This is a genomic window from Cryobacterium zongtaii (assembly GCF_002909375.1).
Lineage (GTDB): Bacteria > Actinomycetota > Actinomycetes > Actinomycetales > Microbacteriaceae > Cryobacterium > Cryobacterium zongtaii.
The window spans coordinates 162,760-179,319 of sequence record NZ_PPXD01000007.1; the positions used below are offsets into that span (position 1 = coordinate 162,760).

A 16,560-nucleotide genomic window follows, 5' to 3' on the forward strand; every position below is an offset into this window, starting at 1 on the left:
ATTCCCGTACCGAGCGCATCGGCCGACCGTTTGGTCGGACGTGCACGGCGGTCCGCGCGTGAGTTGTGTGGATGGCTATGTTGCGTACCTAAGATGAACAGGGCCGGTCGTGCGGCGTTGGACGAGTGAACGTCGCGCGCACGGAGCCCGTGAAACACCTAATTCTACAGGCTAGTGATCGTATTAGTAGTGCGACCCGGCGTATTCACATACGCGCGCACCAGCAGGGAGCAGAACCCGTGAACCGGATTATCGAGTGGTTGCCCACCCAAGTGGACCGTCGCCTGAGGGTGCTCGGCTGGGTGTACCTCGCCGCGCAGATCTTCCTGGTCGGCACCGGTGGGCTCGTCCGCCTCACCAGCTCCGGCCTCGGCTGCCCCACCTGGCCCAAGTGCACCGCCGACTCGATCGTGAACACGCCCGAGATGGGCATTCACGGTGTGATCGAGTTCGGCAACCGACTGCTGGGTGTTCTACTCGGCCTCGTGGCGATCGCCGCGTTCGTTGCCGTGCTGCGGATGCGACGCAGCCGCCCGGATCTGTTCCGGCTCACCCTGCTGGCCGGTCTGGGCATCCCGGCCCAGGCCGTCATCGGCGGAATCAGCGTGCTCACCCAGCTGAACCCGTACGTGGTCGGGTTGCACTTCGTGATCTCCGTCGGCCTGGTCGGCCTCTGCACGGCCTTCGTCTACAGGCTGTACACCACGCCGGGGCCGCGCGAGCGGGTGGTCCCGCTCGGATTCCTGATCGTGACGCACCTCACCAGCTTCGCCGTGGCGGTCACCATTGCCGTCGGCATCCTCACCACCGGCTCCGGGCCGCACGCCGGCGACGCCGACGCGCCCCGCAACGGCCTGGACTCGGAGCTGCTGCAGCACGTGCACAGCTGGCCCGCTTACGTCACCGTGGCCCTGACCGTCGTCCTCGTCGTCTGGGCCGTCACCCGCCGCCTTCCGGTGCGCCGCTGGGTCGTGCTGCTCCTGGCGGTCGAGATCGCCCAGACCGCCGTCGGCCTCATCCAGGCGAACCTCGGCCTGCCCGCCATCCTCGTCGGCATCCACATGGTGCTGGCCTGCGTGCTCGCGTCGGCGATGACCGCCGTGGTGCTGAACCTCAAGCAGCCCGTGGTGTCGGACGCTCCCCCGGCGCCGAAGGCTCCCGCGGAGTCCCTCGCCCGCTGACCCGCGCCGCTCATGCGCTCCCCTGCGCTCCGGGACCCTCTCGAGAGCGTGAAGCGGTCACCTCGGCGTGCTCGAAGCAGCCACATCCCCGCTTTCGCGGCCAGCCCATCCCGCGAGAGCGGTGAAAGGGTCACCTCGGCGTGCTCGAAGCAGCCACATGCCCGCTTTCGCGGCCGGCGTGCCCCAGGCCGGCGTGCCCCAAGAGAGCGCGTGGCCCGGCTCGGAGCTGGGCCCGCTTAGAAGGGCAGCAGCGGGTCGACGCCCACGGCGACGAAGACCAGGGTGAGGTACGCGATCGAACCGTGGAACACCCGCATCGGCGACACGTGCTCGTGGCGGATGGCGAGGTTGTAGAGGCGGTGGGTCTCGTAGATGAACCAGGCACCCGAACCGACCGCTACCAGGGTGTAGAGCAGTCCCATTCCGGCGATGGGCACCAGCAGCAGCGAACACGCGACGGTGGCCCAGGCGTACAGGATGACCTGCAGGCCAACCTGCGCGCGTCCGCGCACCACTGACAGCATGGGCACCCCGGCGGCCTGGTAGTCGTCGCGGTACTTCATTGACAGCGGCCAGTAGTGCGGCGGTGTCCAGAGGAAGATGATCATGAACAGGATGAACGGCGGCCAGGACAGGTCGCCGGTCACGGCGGCCCAGCCGATCAGCACGGGCATGCAGCCGGCGACACCGCCCCAGACGATGTTCTGCGCGGTGCGGCGCTTGAGGATCATCGTGTAGAAGACCACGTAGAGCAGGATGGCGCCCAGTGACAGCGCCGCGGCGACCCAGTTGGTGAACAGGGCCAGCCAGGCGATCGAGATGCCGCCGAGCACCCAGGCGAACACCAGGGCCTGCCGGTCGGTGAGTTCGCCGGTGACCAGCGGACGGCCCTTGGTGCGGTTCATCAGGCGGTCGATGTCACGGTCGAGGTAACAGTTGAACGCACCGGCCGAGCCCGCGCTGAGCGCACCGCCGATGAGGGTGGCGAGCACCAGCCACAGGTCCGGGATGCCCCCGGTTGCCAGGATCATCGTCGGGGCCGTCACGACGAGTAATAATTCGACGACGCGAGGCTTGGTCAACGAAATGTACGCACGGATGGTGTTCCGGATCCGTTCGTTACGATCCGTCACCCCCTGTTCACGGGGGTTCTCGGCCATCTCGGGTGCTTCTCGTGCGCTTCGCATATTGCCGCAATTCTAGATCATCCTGCCGTCTCTCACGCCCGGGTCTTCAGTGCGACATCGCCGCAATGCTCGCGAAACAACGTCACCAAGCCGGGGTCCGTATACTTGAATGGCTCGCCAATCTAAGGTGCATGCATCCGTGAGCCACCTGAAACGGGCACTCTCTTGCGCACCTCGATGCCGATAACGACGTCGGCGGGCAATTACTCTCCAGCGGCGCGGGAAAATGAGCGTGCCGCCTTGACGGATTCAGAAGGGTCAGTTCACGTGGCAGCATTGCAGTGGGATTCCATCGACAACAGGGCAGTTGACACCGCCCGCATCCTCGCGGCCGACGCCGTGGAAAAGGTCGGGAACGGCCACCCGGGTACCGCCATGAGCCTTGCCCCGGCCGCGTACCTGCTGTTCCAGAAGGTCATGCGTCGCGATCCCGCTGACAACGAGTGGATCGGCCGCGACCGGTTCGTCCTCTCGGTCGGCCACAGCTCACTCACCCAGTACGTGCAGTTGTACCTCGGCGGCTATGGCCTCGAGCTCGACGACCTCAAGGCCCTGCGCACCTGGGGCTCCAAGACCCCCGGCCACCCCGAGTACGGCCACACCGACGGCGTCGAGATCACCACGGGTCCGCTCGGCCAGGGGCTCGCCTCCGCCGTGGGCTTCGCCTACGCCTCGCGTTTTGAACGCGGCCTGTTCGACCCCGAGGCCGCGGCCGGCACCAGCCCGTTCGACCAGTTCGTCTATGTCATCGCCGGCGACGGCGACCTGCAGGAGGGCATCACCGCCGAAGCGTCCTCGCTCGCCGGTCACCAGCAGCTCGGCAACCTCATCGCGATCTACGACTCCAACCAGATCTCGATCGAGGACGACACCAACATCGCCTTCACCGAGGATGTCGCGGCCCGCTACGACGCCTACCACTGGCACGTGCAGACGGTGGACTGGAAGAAGACCGGCGAATACGTCGAAGACGTCGCCGCTCTCAACGACGCCATCGAGGCGGCCAAGGCCGTCACCGACAAGCCGTCGCTGATCATCCTCAAGACCATCATCGGCTGGCCGAGCCCGAAGAAGCAGAACACCGGCAAGATCCACGGCTCCGCCCTCGGCGCCGAGGAACTCGCCGGCGTGAAGGAAATCCTCGGCTTCGACCCCGAGAAGACCTTCGAGGTGTCCGACGAGGTCATCGCACACACCCGCAAGGCCCTCGACCGTGGTGCAGAGCAGCACGCCGAGTGGACCGTGCGCTTCGACGCGTGGGCCGCAGCGAACCCGGAGCGCAAGATCCTGCTCGACCGCATCCTCTCCGGCGACCTGCCCGACGGTGTCGAGGCGGCCCTGCCCGTCTTCGAGGCCGGCACCGAGGTCTCCACCCGCGCGTCGTCCGGCAAGGTGCTCAACGCACTCGGCCCGGTCATCCCCGAGCTGTGGGGCGGCTCCGCCGACCTCGCCGAGTCGAACAACACCACCATCAGCAACTCCGCCTCGTTCATTCCGAGCGAGCACTCCACGGGTGAGTGGACGGGCAACCCGTACGGCCGCGTCCTGCACTTCGGCATCCGTGAGCACGCGATGGCCGCGATCCTCAACGGCATCGTGCTGCACGGAAACACCCGCCCGTTCGGTGGCACGTTCCTGATCTTCAGCGACTACATGCGCCCCGCCGTGCGTCTGGCCGCACTCATGAAGGCGCCGTCGATCTTCGTCTGGACCCACGACTCCGTCGCCCTCGGCGAGGACGGCCCCACCCACCAGCCGATTGAACAGCTCGCGTCACTTCGCGCCATCCCCGGACTCGACGTGGTGCGCCCCGGCGACGCCAACGAGGTGTCCTGGGCCTGGAAGACGATCCTCGAGCGTCGCAACGGCCCGGCCGGCATCGTCCTGACCCGCCAGAACATCCCGGTCTTCGAGCGCGGAGACGGTGACGCAACCGGCGACACCTTCGCCTCGGCCAAGAACGTCGCCAAGGGCGCTTACGTGCTCGCCGAAGCCCCGAACGGCACCCCCGATGTCATCCTGATCGCCACCGGTTCCGAGGTACAGCTCGCCGTCGCTGCCCGCGAAGCGTTGAAGGCTGACGGCATCAACGCACGGGTCGTCTCGGTACCGAGCCTGGAATGGTTCGAGGAGCAGTCCGCCGAATACCGCGAATCCGTTCTGCCCAAGGCGATCACCGCCCGGGTTTCGGTTGAGGCCGGAATCGCGTTGACCTGGCACAAGTACGTCGGTGACCGCGGCCGCAGCGTCTCGATCGAGCACTTCGGTGCCTCGGCCGACTACAAGACCCTGTTCCGCGAATTCGGCATCACCACCGAAGCCGTCGTCGCCGCCGCCAAAGAATCCCTCGCCGCGCTCTGAGCGCGACACCCATTAGCGCAGCATTCAAGGAGATTTGATTTTCATGACTGAAACCACCCCCACCGCCGCACTCTCGGCCGCCGGCGTCAGCATCTGGCTGGACGACCTGTCCCGCCAGCGCATCCAGTCCGGCGGACTGAAGACGCTCATCGCCGAAAAGAACGTCGTCGGCGTCACCACCAACCCGACGATCTTCGCCGGCGCGCTGAGCAAGGGCGAGGCGTACGCCTCCCAGGTGGCCACGCTGGCCGCCGCCGGCACCACCGTCACCGACGCCGTGTTCGAGATCACCACGGATGACGTCGCCGCAGCCTGCGACATCTTCCGCCCGATCTACGACGCCACCAAGGGCTTCGACGGCCGCGTCTCGATCGAGGTCGAGCCCGGCTTCGCCCACGACGCCGAGAAGACCCTCGCCCAGGCTCAGCAGCTCTGGAACAAGGTCAACCGTCCGAACGCGATGATCAAGATCCCCGCGACCATCGAGGGCCTCGAGGCGATCACCGAGACCATTGCCCTGGGCATCAGCGTCAACGTCACCCTGATCTTCAGCCTCGAGCGGTACCGCGCTGTCATCAACGCGTACCTCAGCGGCCTGGAGAAGGCCAAGGCTGCCGGCATCGACCTGTCGACGATCCACTCCGTGGCGTCCTTCTTCGTGTCGCGTGTCGACACCGAGATCGACAAGCGCCTCGCGGCCGTCGGCACCGATGAGGCCCTCGCCCTGCAGAGCAAGGCCGGCGTCGCCAACGCCCAGCTGGCCTACCAGGTCTTCGAGCAGTCCTTCACGACCGAGCGTGCCTCCGGGCTCCTCGCGGCCGGCGCCAACAAGCAGCGTCCGCTCTGGGCATCCACCGGCGTCAAGTCGGCCGACCTGCCCGACACCCTCTACGTGACCGAACTGGTCGCCCCCGAGGTCGTCAACACCATGCCGGAGAAGACCCTCGAGGCCACCTTCGACCACGGTGTCATCGTCGAAGGCGCCGTCACCGGCGCCTACGAGGCAGCCAACGCCGTCCTGGACGCCATCGCCGCGCAGGGTGTCTCCTACGACGACGTAACCCGCGTCCTCGAAGAGGAAGGCGTCTCGAAGTTCATCATCTCCTGGAACGAACTGCTGGACACCGTCACTGCAGCACTCGAGGCCGCCAAGTGAGCTTCCACATCTCGGTGAGCGGCGCGGCCGCGGAGGCCGTGCGCACCGTGGTGCCGACCCTCGTGGCCGACCTCGTCGCCTCCGGCATCACGTCACTGGACCCCGCCCTGTGGGGTCCGGAGGCCGAAGAAGAAGCCGGCAAGCGGCTCGGTTGGACCGAGTCCGTCGTGACCTCGCGTCCCCTCGTCGCCGAGGTCCTCGCCCTGCGCGAGGAACTGCACGCCAAGGGTGTCAGCCACATCGCGCTGGCCGGCATGGGCGGTTCGTCGCTCGCACCAGAGGTCATCACGCTCACCACCGGCGTGGACCTGACCGTGCTCGACGCCACCGACCCCGGCCAGGTGCTCGCGGCCCTCAACGACCGACTGGAGTCGACCGCCCTCGTGGTGTCATCCAAGTCGGGCGGGACCGTCGAGACCGACAGCCAGCGCCGTGTCTTCGAACGCGCATTCCGGGACCTCGGTATCGACCCCGTTGACCGCATCATCGTGGTCACCGATCCCGGCTCGCCTCTCGAGGCGTCCGCGACCGAGGCCGGCTACCGCGTTTTCAACGCCGACCCGACGGTCGGCGGTCGTTTCTCGGCGCTGACCGCGTTCGGCCTGGTGCCGTCCGGTCTGGCCGGCGTCGACATCGGACAGCTGCTCGACGAGGCCGAAGCGGTCTCGTTGGCGCTGGCGGTCGACTCCGTGGACAACCCCGGGCTGATCCTCGGTGCGGCCATCGCCTCGACCAGTCCCCGCCGGGACAAGCTGGCCATCGTTGCCGACGGCACCCACATCGTGGGTTTCGCCGACTGGGCCGAACAGCTCATCGCCGAGTCGACCGGCAAGATCGGTACCGGCATCCTGCCCGTCGTGCTCGATCTTGACGCACCGGAGCTCACCGCGGCGCTGCCCGACGTGCAGATCGTGCGCGTTGTGGCGGATGCCGGTGACGAGGTCTTCGTCGACCACGACGGTGCAGACGAGATCCGCGTCAGCGGAACCCTCGGCGCGCAGTTCCTGGTCTGGGAATACGCAACGGTCATCGCCGGCCGGTTGCTCGGGATCAACCCGTTCGACCAGCCGGACGTCGAATCCGCCAAGATTGCGACCCGGGGCCTCCTGGACTCGCGTCCGGAGCCCGAACCCGCGGCGTTCATCTCCGACGGCATCGAGGTTCGCGGCACGCCCCACGTGATCGGTGCCGCGAGCGACTTGGCCAGCGCCATCGACGCGCTGCTCGAGGAACTCGGCCCCGACGGGTACGTCGCCGTGCAGGCCTACGTGGACCGTCTGGCGCTCCCCCAGCTCGCCGAGCTGCGTGGTCTGCTCGCTACGCTGTCCAAGCGCCCGGTCACGTTCGGCTGGGGACCCCGGTTCCTGCACTCCACCGGTCAGTTCCACAAGGGTGGCACCCCCACCGGTGTGTTCCTGCAGATCCTCAGCACGCCCGCTGAGGACCTCGACATCCCTGACCGTCCGTTCACGTTCGGTGAGCTCATCCAGGCTCAGGCCGGTGGCGACGCCAGCGTCCTCGCCGACAAGGGCCGCCCCGTGCTCACCCTGACGTTGACCGACCCGGCCGCGAACATCAGCACGCTGTTCAACGCGCTCCGCTAAGTCACGTCTTCGCGCCGTACCGCATAAATCCTCGAAGGAGCTGCATGTCCCCGGTGGAAATCACCCCGGAGTTCAATCCGTTGCGTTCGCCCTCCGACTATCGCCTGAACCGGATCGCGGGGCCCTCCAGCCTCGTCATCTTCGGCGTTACCGGAGACCTGTCGCGGAAGAAACTCATGCCCGCCGTCTATGACCTGGCCAACCGGGGGCTTTTGCCGCCGGGGTTCGCCCTCGTCGGGTTCGCCCGCCGGGATTGGGACAACCAGGACTTCATGCAGGTGGTGCACGACTCTGTCAAGGAGTACGCACGCACCGAGTTCCACGAGGATGTCTGGGCCCAGTTGGCCGAGGGCATCCGCTTCGTGCCTGGCACCTTCGACGACGACGCCGCGTTCGAGCTCCTCAAGGAAACCATTGAGGAGCTCGACCGCGAGCGGGGAACCATGGGCAACCATGCGTTCTACCTGTCGATCCCCCCGAAGGCGTTCCCCCAGGTGACCGAGCAGCTGCGCAGGTCCGGCCTGGCGGAGCAGAAGAACGGTCAATGGCGACGTGTCGTCATCGAGAAGCCGTTCGGTAGCGACCTCAAAACGGCTCGCGAGCTCAACGACGTCGTCGAGTCGGTCTTCCCGGCCGATTCGGTGTTCCGCATCGACCACTACCTGGGCAAGGAGACGGTGCAGAACATTCTGGCGCTGCGCTTCGCGAACCAGTTGTACGAACCGATCTGGAACGCCAACTACGTCGACCACGTGCAGATCACCATGGCCGAAGACATCGGCGTCGGCGGACGTGCCGGCTACTACGACGGAATCGGCGCCGCCCGCGACGTCATCCAGAACCACCTGCTGCAGCTGTTGGCGCTCACCGCGATGGAGGAGCCCATCTCCTTCGACGCCGCCGACCTGCGCACCGAGAAAGAAAAAGTCCTCGCCTCCGTGCGCCTGCCGGAAGACCTGGCAACGGGGACCGCCCGTGGCCAGTACGCCGGCGGCTGGCAGGGTGGCGAGAAGATCCTCGGGTTCCTCGAGGAAGACGGCATGAACCCCGAGTCGCTGACCGAAACCTACGCCGCTCTGCGCCTCGAGATCGACACCCGGCGTTGGTCGGGTGTGCCGTTTTATCTCCGCGCCGGCAAGCGCCTCGGCCGCCGGGTCACCGAGATCGCCGTTGTCTTCAAGCGGGCACCGCAGTACCTCTTCGAGAAGAGCCAGACGGCCGCACTGGGCGAGAACGCCCTGGTCATCAGGGTCCAGCCCGATGAGGGCGTCACGATCCGGTTCGGCTCTAAGGTTCCCGGTGTCGGCATGCAAGTGCGCGACGTGACTATGGACTTCGGCTACGGTCACGCGTTCACCGAAGCCAGCCCCGAGGCTTACGAACGTCTGATCCTGGACGTGTTGCTGGGCGACCCGCCGCTCTTCCCCCGCCACGAGGAAGTCGAGTTGTCCTGGAAGATTCTCGACCCGATCGAAGAATTCTGGACCACCCAGGGCCAGCCGGAACAATACCGACCCGGAACCTGGGGGCCCGCATCAGCCGACGAACTGCTGTCACGAGACGGCCGGAACTGGAGACGCCCATGATCGTCGATCTGCCGGACACCACCACGGCCAAGATCTCCAAGGCCCTGGTGCGCATCAGGGAAGAGGGCGGCGCTGTCGCCCTCGGCCGGGTGCTCACCCTCATCATCGCGGCCGAGCTCGGCCACGAGGAAGATGCCATCGAGGCCGCGAACGATGCGTCTCGTGAGCACCCGATGCGGGTCATCGTGCTCTCCACCCAGGCAGAGGGCACCGCAGCGCACGAACCCAGGGTGGACGCTGAGATCCGGGTCGGCGGAGACGCCGGCGCGAGCGAGGTCATCGTGCTGCGCGCCTACGGTGACGCCGCCAGCGACCCGGAGAGCCTCGTCACCGGACTCCTGCTGCCCGACGCCCCCGTCGTGGCCTGGTGGCCCGGCGAGGCCCCTGCGGTGCCCGCCGAGTCGCCGTTGGGACGCATCGCCTACCGGCGAATCACCGACGCGTCCGCTCAGCCCGACCCGCAGGCCGCTCTCACGCGCATCTGTTCCACCTACCGGCCGGGTGACACCGACTTCGCCTGGACGCGGTTGACCCTGTGGCGTGCTCAGCTCGCCGCGGTGTTGGACCAGCCGCCGTACGAGTCCATCACCGCCGTGTCCGTCAGCGGTGCGCTGGACTCCCCCTCCACCACCCTGCTCGCGGCCTGGTTGCAGCTGCAGCTGCAGGTGCCGGTCGACTACGAACTCACGTCGGGCCAGCACGCGAACGGCATCCACGGCGTGCACCTCACCCGGGCGTCCGGGGTGATCTCGCTCGAGCGCGAGGTCCCCGGCATCGCCACCCTCACGCAGTCCGGCCAGCCCGTGCAGGACCTGACCCTCAAGCGCCGCAGCCTGCGCGACTGCCTGAGCGACGAGCTGCGCCGCCTCGACCCCGACGAACTGTACGGCGAGGTCATCACCCGCGGCCTGCCCCAACTGGCGGGTCCCACCACATCGACCGGAGACCACTCATGACACACGACAGGCGCGTGCTCGTACACGCCGACAAGTCGGCCCTGATCGACTCGGTCGCCGCCCGATTCATCACCAAGATGGCCGACATCCCGCACGAGCAGGGACACGCCCACGTGGTCCTGACCGGCGGAACCGTCGGAACCGGTGTGCTCGAAGCCATCAACGCCTCCCCCGACCGCGACAGCGTGGACTGGGCCAAGATCGACTTCTGGTGGGGCGACGAGCGCTGGGTTCCGCGCACGCACGCCGACCGCAACGAGGTACAGGCGCGTGCGGCATTGCTGGACCATATCGACATCCCCGCAGCGAACGTGCACTCGTTCCCGGCGTCGGATGAGGGCCTGGACCTGGATGCCGCCGCCGATCGTTACGCGGCCGAGCTCAAGACCAAGGCGGCACCGGATTCTTTGGTGCCCCAGTTCGACGTCACCTTCCTCGGGGTCGGGCCTGACGGCCACATCGCGTCGCTTTTCCCGCACATGCAGGGTATCCGGGAGAACGACCTCACGGTCATCGCGGTGCTGAACTCCCCCAAGCCCCCTTCGGAGCGGCTCAGCCTCACCCGATGGGTGATCAACTCGTCCGAGCGCATCTGGCTCGTTGTGTCCGGCACCGACAAGGCGTCGGCGCTCGGCCTGGCGCTGGCCGGCGCGAGTCGTGACGAGGTGCCCGTCGCCGGCATCCGCGGTCGCCACTACACCGATTTCTTCGTCGACGGCGAGGCCGCCGCGGAGGTTCCGGAGAACCTGATCGCTCAGCCGCACTGAGCCCGTCAGACACTGAAAAAGCGCATCGGTTCCTCGGAACCGATGCGCTTTTTCTTGTGTCAGCTAGTTGGTGGCGCTGAGCTTCCCGCGACGCACCCGAAGCTGCTGGAGAGCCTCCTCCAGGAGGGATTCCGCTTCCTCTTCGGTGCGGCGTTCCTTCACGTAGGCCAGGTGCGTCTTGTACGGTTCCAGCTTGACCACCGACGGCGGGTTCTCTTTGTCGCGACCGGCGGGGAGTCCCGACGACGGGCAATCGATGGTGTCGGGGATCTCTTCGTCAGGCAGGTTCGCGGCGAAGTACCGAACGGTCTCGTTGCCGAGTGCGTCCCAGTAGGAGACGCGGATGCGATCAGCGTGAAAACCACGGTCCTGCTCGCCCATGGGGCCGGCTCCGACTCGCGAGCCGCGAATTGCGCTTCCACCAGATGCCATTGTGTTCCTCCGCTTTAAAAACTGTTCGGCGTGTTCGGGTTGTACTGCTGCGTTCCGGTCCCGCCGTGGGTGACCGGATACGGTTGGCGTCGCGGGTGGGGTCCCGCGACGCTACGACGTCGTTAGGCGCCGGTATCGAATTTGGTGATCAAGCCCAGCACGACGATGCAGGAAATCCACAGTACGGCCAGGATGATGGTGATGCGGTTGAGGTTACGTTCCGCAACGCCGGAGGCCCCGAGGTTCGAGGTGACCCCACCGCCGAACATGTCGGATAGACCCCCACCGCGCCCCTTGTGGAGCAAAATGAGCATGGTGAGCAGGAGGCTCGTGATGCCGAGCAAAACCTGCAATACAACCTGGAGAATCTCCACGCGAAACCTTTCACAAAACGATGGGCGCTAGAGCTCCACCAAGACCACTGGCAATTATAGCCTGACGGCAAACAAAACCCGCCGCACCCCCCGGAGGGGGTACGACGGGCCCACTTTACAGTCCGACGTGCTTCTGGAAGCGAACGATGCTGGAGAACTCGGTGATGTCCAGGCTCGCGCCTCCCACCAGTGCTCCGTCAACGTTCGGTTCCTTCATGAAGCCGGCGATGTTGACGCCCTTGACCGAACCCCCGTAGAGGATCCGGGTCTTGTCGGCGACGTCCTGGCCGAGCACCTCGGCCAGAGTCAGCCGCAGCGCGGCAGCAACCTGTTCTGCCTGGTCAGGCGTTGCCGCCTGGCCGGAGCCGATGGCCCAAACCGGTTCGTACGCCACGACGATGTCCGCGGCGTTGTCTACTCCGGCAAGCGCAGCCTTGAGCTGTGCGACCGGAACGGCGCTGGGACCGTGCAGTTCCAGGTCTGCGGCGGTTTCGCCGACGCAGATGATGGGAACCAGGTTGTGCTTCAACGCGGCGGTCACCTTGGCGGCGACGACCTCGTCGGTCTCGTTGTGCAGGGTGCGTCGCTCAGAGTGGCCGATCAGCACGTACTGGCATTCAAGCGCGGCCAGGAAGGCGGCCGAGATCTCGCCGGTGTACGCGCCGGACTCCTGAGTGGAGACGTCCTGTCCGCCGTAGGCCAGGGGCAGCTTGTCCGCTGCGACCAGCGTCTGCACGCTGCGCAGGTCGGTGAACGGCGGGAACACGGCGACCTCGGTGGAGGTGAAGTCGTGTCCGGCGTCCTTGAGGCTCCACGCCAGCTTCTGCACGAAGGCGATGGCCTGGAGGTGGTCCAGGTTCATCTTCCAGTTTCCTGCAATCAGGGGAACACGCGTGTTTACTGCCATCCGAGGACCTCCAGTCCTGGCAGTCGCTTACCCTCGAGGAACTCGAGGCTGGCGCCACCGCCGGTAGAAATATGACCGAACTGGTCATCGTTGAAACCGAGGATGCGCACGGCAGCGGCGGAGTCTCCTCCGCCGACAACGCTGAGCCCATTGACCTCGGTGAGTGCGGCGGCAACCGTGCGGGTGCCGTCCGCGAAGGGTGCCAGTTCGAAAACGCCCATCGGGCCGTTCCAGAACACGGTCTTCGACACCCGGATGATTGCAGCGAATGCGGCCGCGGTGTCGGGTCCGATGTCCAGGCCCAGTCCGGCAGCGCCGAACGGGGTGTCCTCGATCTGATCGGCCGGCGTGGTGACGTACTCGGCGTCTGCCCCGAACTTGGAGGCGACGACGACGTCGGTCGGCAGGACGATCTTCACACCGAGACGGTCGGCCTCGGCGAGGTAACCGCGAACGGTCTCGATCTGGTCGACCTCGAGCAGGCTGGCGCCGACCTTGTGGCCTTGGGCCGCGAGGAAGGTGAACAGCATGCCGCCGCCGATCAGGAGCGAGTTCACCCGCGGCAGCAGGTGGCCGATGACCCCGAGCTTGTCCGACACCTTCGAGCCGCCGAGGATCACCGTGTACGGCGCCTCGGGCTTCTCGGTGAGGCGGTCGAGTACGTCGAGCTCTGCTGCGATGAGCAGGCCGGCCGCGCTCGGCAGGATCTGGGCCAGGTCGAAGACGCTGGCCTGCTTGCGGTGGACGACGCCGAAGCCGTCGGAGACCAGGGCATCGCCGAGCGCCGAGAGCTCGGTGGCGAAGGCCACCCGCTCGGTTTCGACCTTGCTGGTTTCGCCCGCGTTGAAGCGCAGGTTCTCCAGTACGACGATGTCACCGTCTGTCAGAGCCGCGACCGCGGCCTGGGCAGATTCTCCGACGGTGTCGGTGGCGAACGCCACCGGGGAACCGATCAGTTCGGCCAGACGCGCCGCAACGGGCGCCAGGCTGTACTTGGGGTTGACCTGGCCGTCAGGGCGCCCGAGGTGAGAAACGATCACCAGACGGGCACCCTGCTCGACCAGAGCCTTGAGGGTGGGCAGGGACGCCCGCACGCGGCCATCGTCGGTGATCTGACCGTCCTTCAACGGAACGTTCAGATCACACCGAACGATGACGCGCTTGCCGTGGAGCGATCCCAGCGATTCGATAGTGCGAAGCGTCACTGCGTGTCCCTTAGTTAGATGCGCTCGGCGACGAACTCGGTGAGGTCAACCATGCGGTTGGAGTAGCCCCACTCGTTGTCGTACCAGGAGGACAGCTTGACCTGGTCGCCCAGGACGCGCAGCAGGCCGGCGTCGAAGATCGAGGAGTGCGGGTCGGTCACGATGTCGCTGGAGACGATCTCGTCCTCGGTGTACATCAGGATGCCCTTGAGGGGGCCCTCTGCTGCTGCCTTGTACGCGGCCTTGATGGCTTCGACGGTGACCGGCTTCTCGGCGATGACGGTCAGGTCGGTGATGGAACCGGTGGGCACGGGTACGCGCAGGGCGAAGCCGTCAAGCTTGCCGGCGAGCTCCGGGAGGACGATGCCCAGGGCCTTGGCGGCGCCGGTCGAGGTCGGGATGATGTTGACGGCGGCGGCGCGGGCGCGACGCAGGTCGCTGTGCGGGCCATCCTGCAGGTTCTGGTCTGCGGTGTACGCGTGGATGGTGGTCATCAGGCCACTCTTGATGCCGAAGTTGTCGTTGAAGACCTTGGCCAGCGGTGCGAGGCAGTTCGTGGTGCAGGACGCGTTGGAGATGATGTCGAACTTCGCGGAGTCGTAGGTCTCCTCGTTGACGCCCATGACGATCGTCGCAACGTCGCCGGTGGCGGGAGCGGAGACGATGACCTTCTTGGCACCGGCGGTGATGTGCTTGCGCGCATCGTCGGCCTTGGTGAAGCGACCGGTCGACTCGATCACGATGTCGACGCCCAGGGCGCCCCAGGGGAGGTTGGCCGGGTCGCGCTCGGCGAGAACCTTGATCGGCTTGCCGTTGACGAGGATGGAGTCGCCCTCGACGGAGACGGTGGCGTCCAGACGGCCCGTGATGGAGTCGTATTTGAGGAGGTGCGCCAGGGTCTTGGTGTCGGTGAGGTCGTTGACGGCGACAATTTCGATGTCGCTGCCCTGGGCCAGTGCGGCGCGCAGGTAGTTGCGGCCAATGCGGCCAAATCCGTTAATGCCAATCTTTACAGACAAAATAGCTCCTGTTATTGATGACGCGTGTGGCGCCGGGTGGTGGGAAGGAAAAGAACTGAAGGTGTGAGTGGGGAGACTCTAGGAGAGCAGCAGGAGTCCGCTGGTCTTCTCGCGAGCGGCGACGAATCGCGCCTGGACGTTCTCCCAGTCGACGATGTTCCAGAACGCCTTGACGTAGTCGGCGCGCACGTTCTGGTAGTCGAGGTAGTAGGCGTGCTCCCAGACATCGAGCATGAGGATCGGTACCGTGCCGGCCGCGAAGTTGGCCTGCTGGTCGAAGAACTGCTGGATGATCAGGCGCTGACCGATGGAGTCCCAGGCCAGCACTGACCAGCCGGAACCCTGCACGCCCATCGCGGTGGCCGCGAAGTGCGCCTGGAACTTATCGAAGGAACCGAAGAAGTCGTCGATTGCGCTGGCCAGTTCACCGACCGGCTTGTCGCCACCGTTCGGGGACATGTTGGTCCAGAAGATCGAGTGGTTGACGTGGCCGCCGAGGTTGAACGCGAGGTCCTTCTCGAGCTTGTTGACGTACACGAGACTGCCTGAGTCGCGAGCCTCCGCCAGCTGGGCGAGGGCGGTGTTGGCGCCGGTCACGTAGGCCTGGTGGTGCTTGCTGTGGTGGAGTTCCATGATGGTGCCGCTGATACTCGGCGCGAGCGCAGAGTAGTCGTAAGCCAGTTCAGGCAGGGTGTATTCGGCCATAGCTCGTATCTCCTCATTGTGTGGCAGCGACGCGATTTCTCTCGTCATCTGCACTGTAAGTGACCTTTTTAGTCTACTCAGGTGAATAGGGGACGTTAGTCCCCTCTTACCGGTGTGCAGGCCGTCAGCGGAGGGGTGATCAGACGTCGTCGAGATCGGCCGGCAGGTTGGCGTCGGTGCCGGGGATGCCCAGGTCGACGGCCTTCTTGTCTGCCATCGCCAGGAGGCGCCGGATCCGGCCGGCCACCGCGTCCTTGGTCATGGGCGGGTCGGCGTGGTGGCCGAGTTCGTCGAGGCTGGAGTCTCGGAAGGACAGGCGCAGCTCCCCCGCATATCGCAGGTGTTCCGGGATGTCGTCGCCGAGGATTTCCATCGCCCTGTCGACCCGGGCGCACGCCGCGACCGCGGCCTGGGCGGAGCGGCGCAGGTTGGCGTCGTCGAAGTTCACCAGGCGGTTGGCCGTGGCACGCACCTCGCGGCGTTGGCGCAGCGCTTCCCAGTTGAGCACGGTTTCCGCGGCGCCCATCTGCACGAGCATCGCGCCGATGGCGTCACCGTCACGGATGACGACGCGGTGGACGCCGCGTACCTCGCGGGCCTTCGCGACGATGCCGAGGCGCCCGGCGGCACCCACGATGGCCATGGCGGCCTCGTTGCCCGGGCAGACGACTTCGAGGGCGGCGGAGCGACCGGGGTCGGTCAGCGAGCCGGCCGCGAGGAACGCACCACGCCAGACCGCGGCGATCTCTTCCTTCGAACCCGTCGTCAGACGGTTGGGCAGTCCACGGATGGGGCGGCGGCGGGCGTCGAGCAGTCCCGTCTGCCTGGCCAGTGTTTCGCCGCCGTCGAGCACCCGCACGAGGTAGTGGTTGGTGCGGCGGAGCCCGGACGCCGTGATCACAGACACGTCGCTGCGCACGCCGTACAGTTCGGCGAGGTCCTTCCGCACCCGGCGGGCCAACAGCGGGGTATCGAGTTCCGACTCGATGGCGATTCGACCGGAGATCATGTGCAGACCGCCGGAGAAACGCAGGATCGTCGCCAGTTCGGCCGCGCGAACCGTGGTCTTCGAAACGTCGACGCGGGATAGTTCATCTTTGACGTCGATGGTGAGTGCCAA

General features: G+C 66.4%; 15 protein-coding genes. 7 read left to right on the plus strand and 8 right to left on the minus strand.

The window, feature by feature from the left end; genetic code table 11:
* Window positions 1-239 precede the first annotated feature (239 nt).
* Window positions 240-1,181: a COX15/CtaA family protein gene (locus tag C3B61_RS05530; protein ID WP_103459812.1), complete on the plus strand. Its 942-nt coding sequence runs from the start codon at window positions 240-242 to the stop codon at window positions 1,179-1,181.
* 236 nt (window positions 1,182-1,417) lie between these two features.
* Here the strand turns inward: C3B61_RS05530 and C3B61_RS05535 are convergent, their stop codons facing one another.
* Window positions 1,418-2,341, minus strand: coding sequence for a heme o synthase (locus C3B61_RS05535; RefSeq protein ID WP_103459813.1), 924 nt, complete (start codon window positions 2,339-2,341; stop codon window positions 1,418-1,420).
* A 294-nt stretch (window positions 2,342-2,635) separates the two neighbouring features.
* Here C3B61_RS05535 and tkt point away from each other — a divergent pair, with 294 nt between their 5' ends.
* The 6 genes from tkt to pgl are packed head-to-tail and all read left to right on the plus strand — an operon-like array spanning window position 2,636 to window position 10,798.
* On the plus strand, window positions 2,636-4,729 hold the full coding sequence (tkt, locus tag C3B61_RS05540) for a transketolase (protein ID WP_088456240.1): 2,094 nt from the start codon (window positions 2,636-2,638) through the stop codon (window positions 4,727-4,729).
* 43 nt (window positions 4,730-4,772) lie between these two features.
* Window positions 4,773-5,885 carry a transaldolase gene (gene tal / locus C3B61_RS05545; protein ID WP_103459814.1) on the plus strand — a complete coding sequence of 371 codons (1,113 nt, stop codon included), beginning with the start codon at window positions 4,773-4,775 and terminating at the stop codon, window positions 5,883-5,885.
* A complete protein-coding gene (locus tag C3B61_RS05550) occupies window positions 5,882-7,489 on the plus strand; it encodes a glucose-6-phosphate isomerase (RefSeq protein ID WP_103459815.1) in 1,608 nt (535 codons plus the stop codon). Before tal ends, C3B61_RS05550 begins: the two co-directional genes overlap by 4 nt.
* 44 nt (window positions 7,490-7,533) lie before the next feature.
* Entirely contained in the window at window positions 7,534-9,075 is a 1,542-nt protein-coding gene (gene zwf, locus C3B61_RS05555; RefSeq protein WP_088456243.1) for a glucose-6-phosphate dehydrogenase, read from the plus strand.
* The gene (locus C3B61_RS05560; protein WP_088456244.1) at window positions 9,072-10,031 is read left to right on the plus strand and encodes a glucose-6-phosphate dehydrogenase assembly protein OpcA; all 960 of its coding nucleotides are present in this window, start codon (window positions 9,072-9,074) and stop codon (window positions 10,029-10,031) included. Before zwf ends, C3B61_RS05560 begins: the two co-directional genes overlap by 4 nt.
* Window positions 10,028-10,798 (plus strand): 6-phosphogluconolactonase, encoded by a 771-nt coding sequence (gene pgl, locus C3B61_RS05565; RefSeq protein ID WP_103459816.1) that lies wholly within the window; start codon window positions 10,028-10,030, stop codon window positions 10,796-10,798. The genes C3B61_RS05560 and pgl overlap by 4 nt, the downstream gene beginning before the upstream one ends.
* Before the next feature lie 63 nt (window positions 10,799-10,861).
* Here the strand turns inward: pgl and C3B61_RS05570 are convergent, their stop codons facing one another.
* The 7 genes from C3B61_RS05570 to whiA form a co-directional block, all read right to left on the minus strand.
* Window positions 10,862-11,230, minus strand: coding sequence for an RNA polymerase-binding protein RbpA (locus tag C3B61_RS05570; RefSeq protein WP_066595496.1), 369 nt, complete (start codon window positions 11,228-11,230; stop codon window positions 10,862-10,864).
* Between the two features lie 122 nt (window positions 11,231-11,352).
* Window positions 11,353-11,604, minus strand: coding sequence for a preprotein translocase subunit SecG (secG, locus tag C3B61_RS05575; protein WP_066595498.1), 252 nt, complete (start codon window positions 11,602-11,604; stop codon window positions 11,353-11,355).
* A gap of 115 nt (window positions 11,605-11,719) precedes the next feature.
* On the minus strand, window positions 11,720-12,511 hold the full coding sequence (tpiA, locus tag C3B61_RS05580) for a triose-phosphate isomerase (protein ID WP_088456246.1): 792 nt from the start codon (window positions 12,509-12,511) through the stop codon (window positions 11,720-11,722).
* Window positions 12,502-13,716, minus strand: a complete 1,215-nt coding sequence (locus C3B61_RS05585) for a phosphoglycerate kinase (RefSeq protein ID WP_088456247.1) — start codon at window positions 13,714-13,716, stop codon at window positions 12,502-12,504. The genes tpiA and C3B61_RS05585 overlap by 10 nt, the downstream gene beginning before the upstream one ends.
* A 14-nt stretch (window positions 13,717-13,730) precedes the next feature.
* A complete protein-coding gene (gap, locus tag C3B61_RS05590; protein ID WP_088456248.1) occupies window positions 13,731-14,735 on the minus strand; it encodes a type I glyceraldehyde-3-phosphate dehydrogenase in 1,005 nt (334 codons plus the stop codon).
* A 78-nt stretch (window positions 14,736-14,813) separates the two neighbouring features.
* A complete protein-coding gene (locus C3B61_RS05595) occupies window positions 14,814-15,440 on the minus strand; it encodes a superoxide dismutase (protein WP_103431864.1) in 627 nt (208 codons plus the stop codon).
* A 139-nt stretch (window positions 15,441-15,579) separates the two neighbouring features.
* On the minus strand, window positions 15,580-16,560 hold the full coding sequence (whiA, locus tag C3B61_RS05600) for a DNA-binding protein WhiA (protein WP_103459817.1): 981 nt from the start codon (window positions 16,558-16,560) through the stop codon (window positions 15,580-15,582).

Bases quoted from the DNA above. Each gene is read 5' to 3' on its own strand.
- tpiA (WP_088456246.1), bottom strand. From the start codon at position 12,511: ATGGCAGTAAACACGCGTGTTCCCCTGATTGCAGGAAACTGGAAGATG.
- zwf (WP_088456243.1), top strand. From the start codon at position 7,534: ATGTCCCCGGTGGAAATCACCCCGGAGTTCAATCCGTTGCGTTCGCCC.
- tal (WP_103459814.1), top strand. From the start codon at position 4,773: ATGACTGAAACCACCCCCACCGCCGCACTCTCGGCCGCCGGCGTCAGC.
- pgl (WP_103459816.1), top strand. From the start codon at position 10,028: ATGACACACGACAGGCGCGTGCTCGTACACGCCGACAAGTCGGCCCTG.
- C3B61_RS05570 (WP_066595496.1), bottom strand. From the start codon at position 11,230: ATGGCATCTGGTGGAAGCGCAATTCGCGGCTCGCGAGTCGGAGCCGGC.
- C3B61_RS05595 (WP_103431864.1), bottom strand. From the start codon at position 15,440: ATGGCCGAATACACCCTGCCTGAACTGGCTTACGACTACTCTGCGCTC.
- C3B61_RS05535 (WP_103459813.1), bottom strand. From the start codon at position 2,341: ATGGCCGAGAACCCCCGTGAACAGGGGGTGACGGATCGTAACGAACGG.
- C3B61_RS05560 (WP_088456244.1), top strand. From the start codon at position 9,072: ATGATCGTCGATCTGCCGGACACCACCACGGCCAAGATCTCCAAGGCC.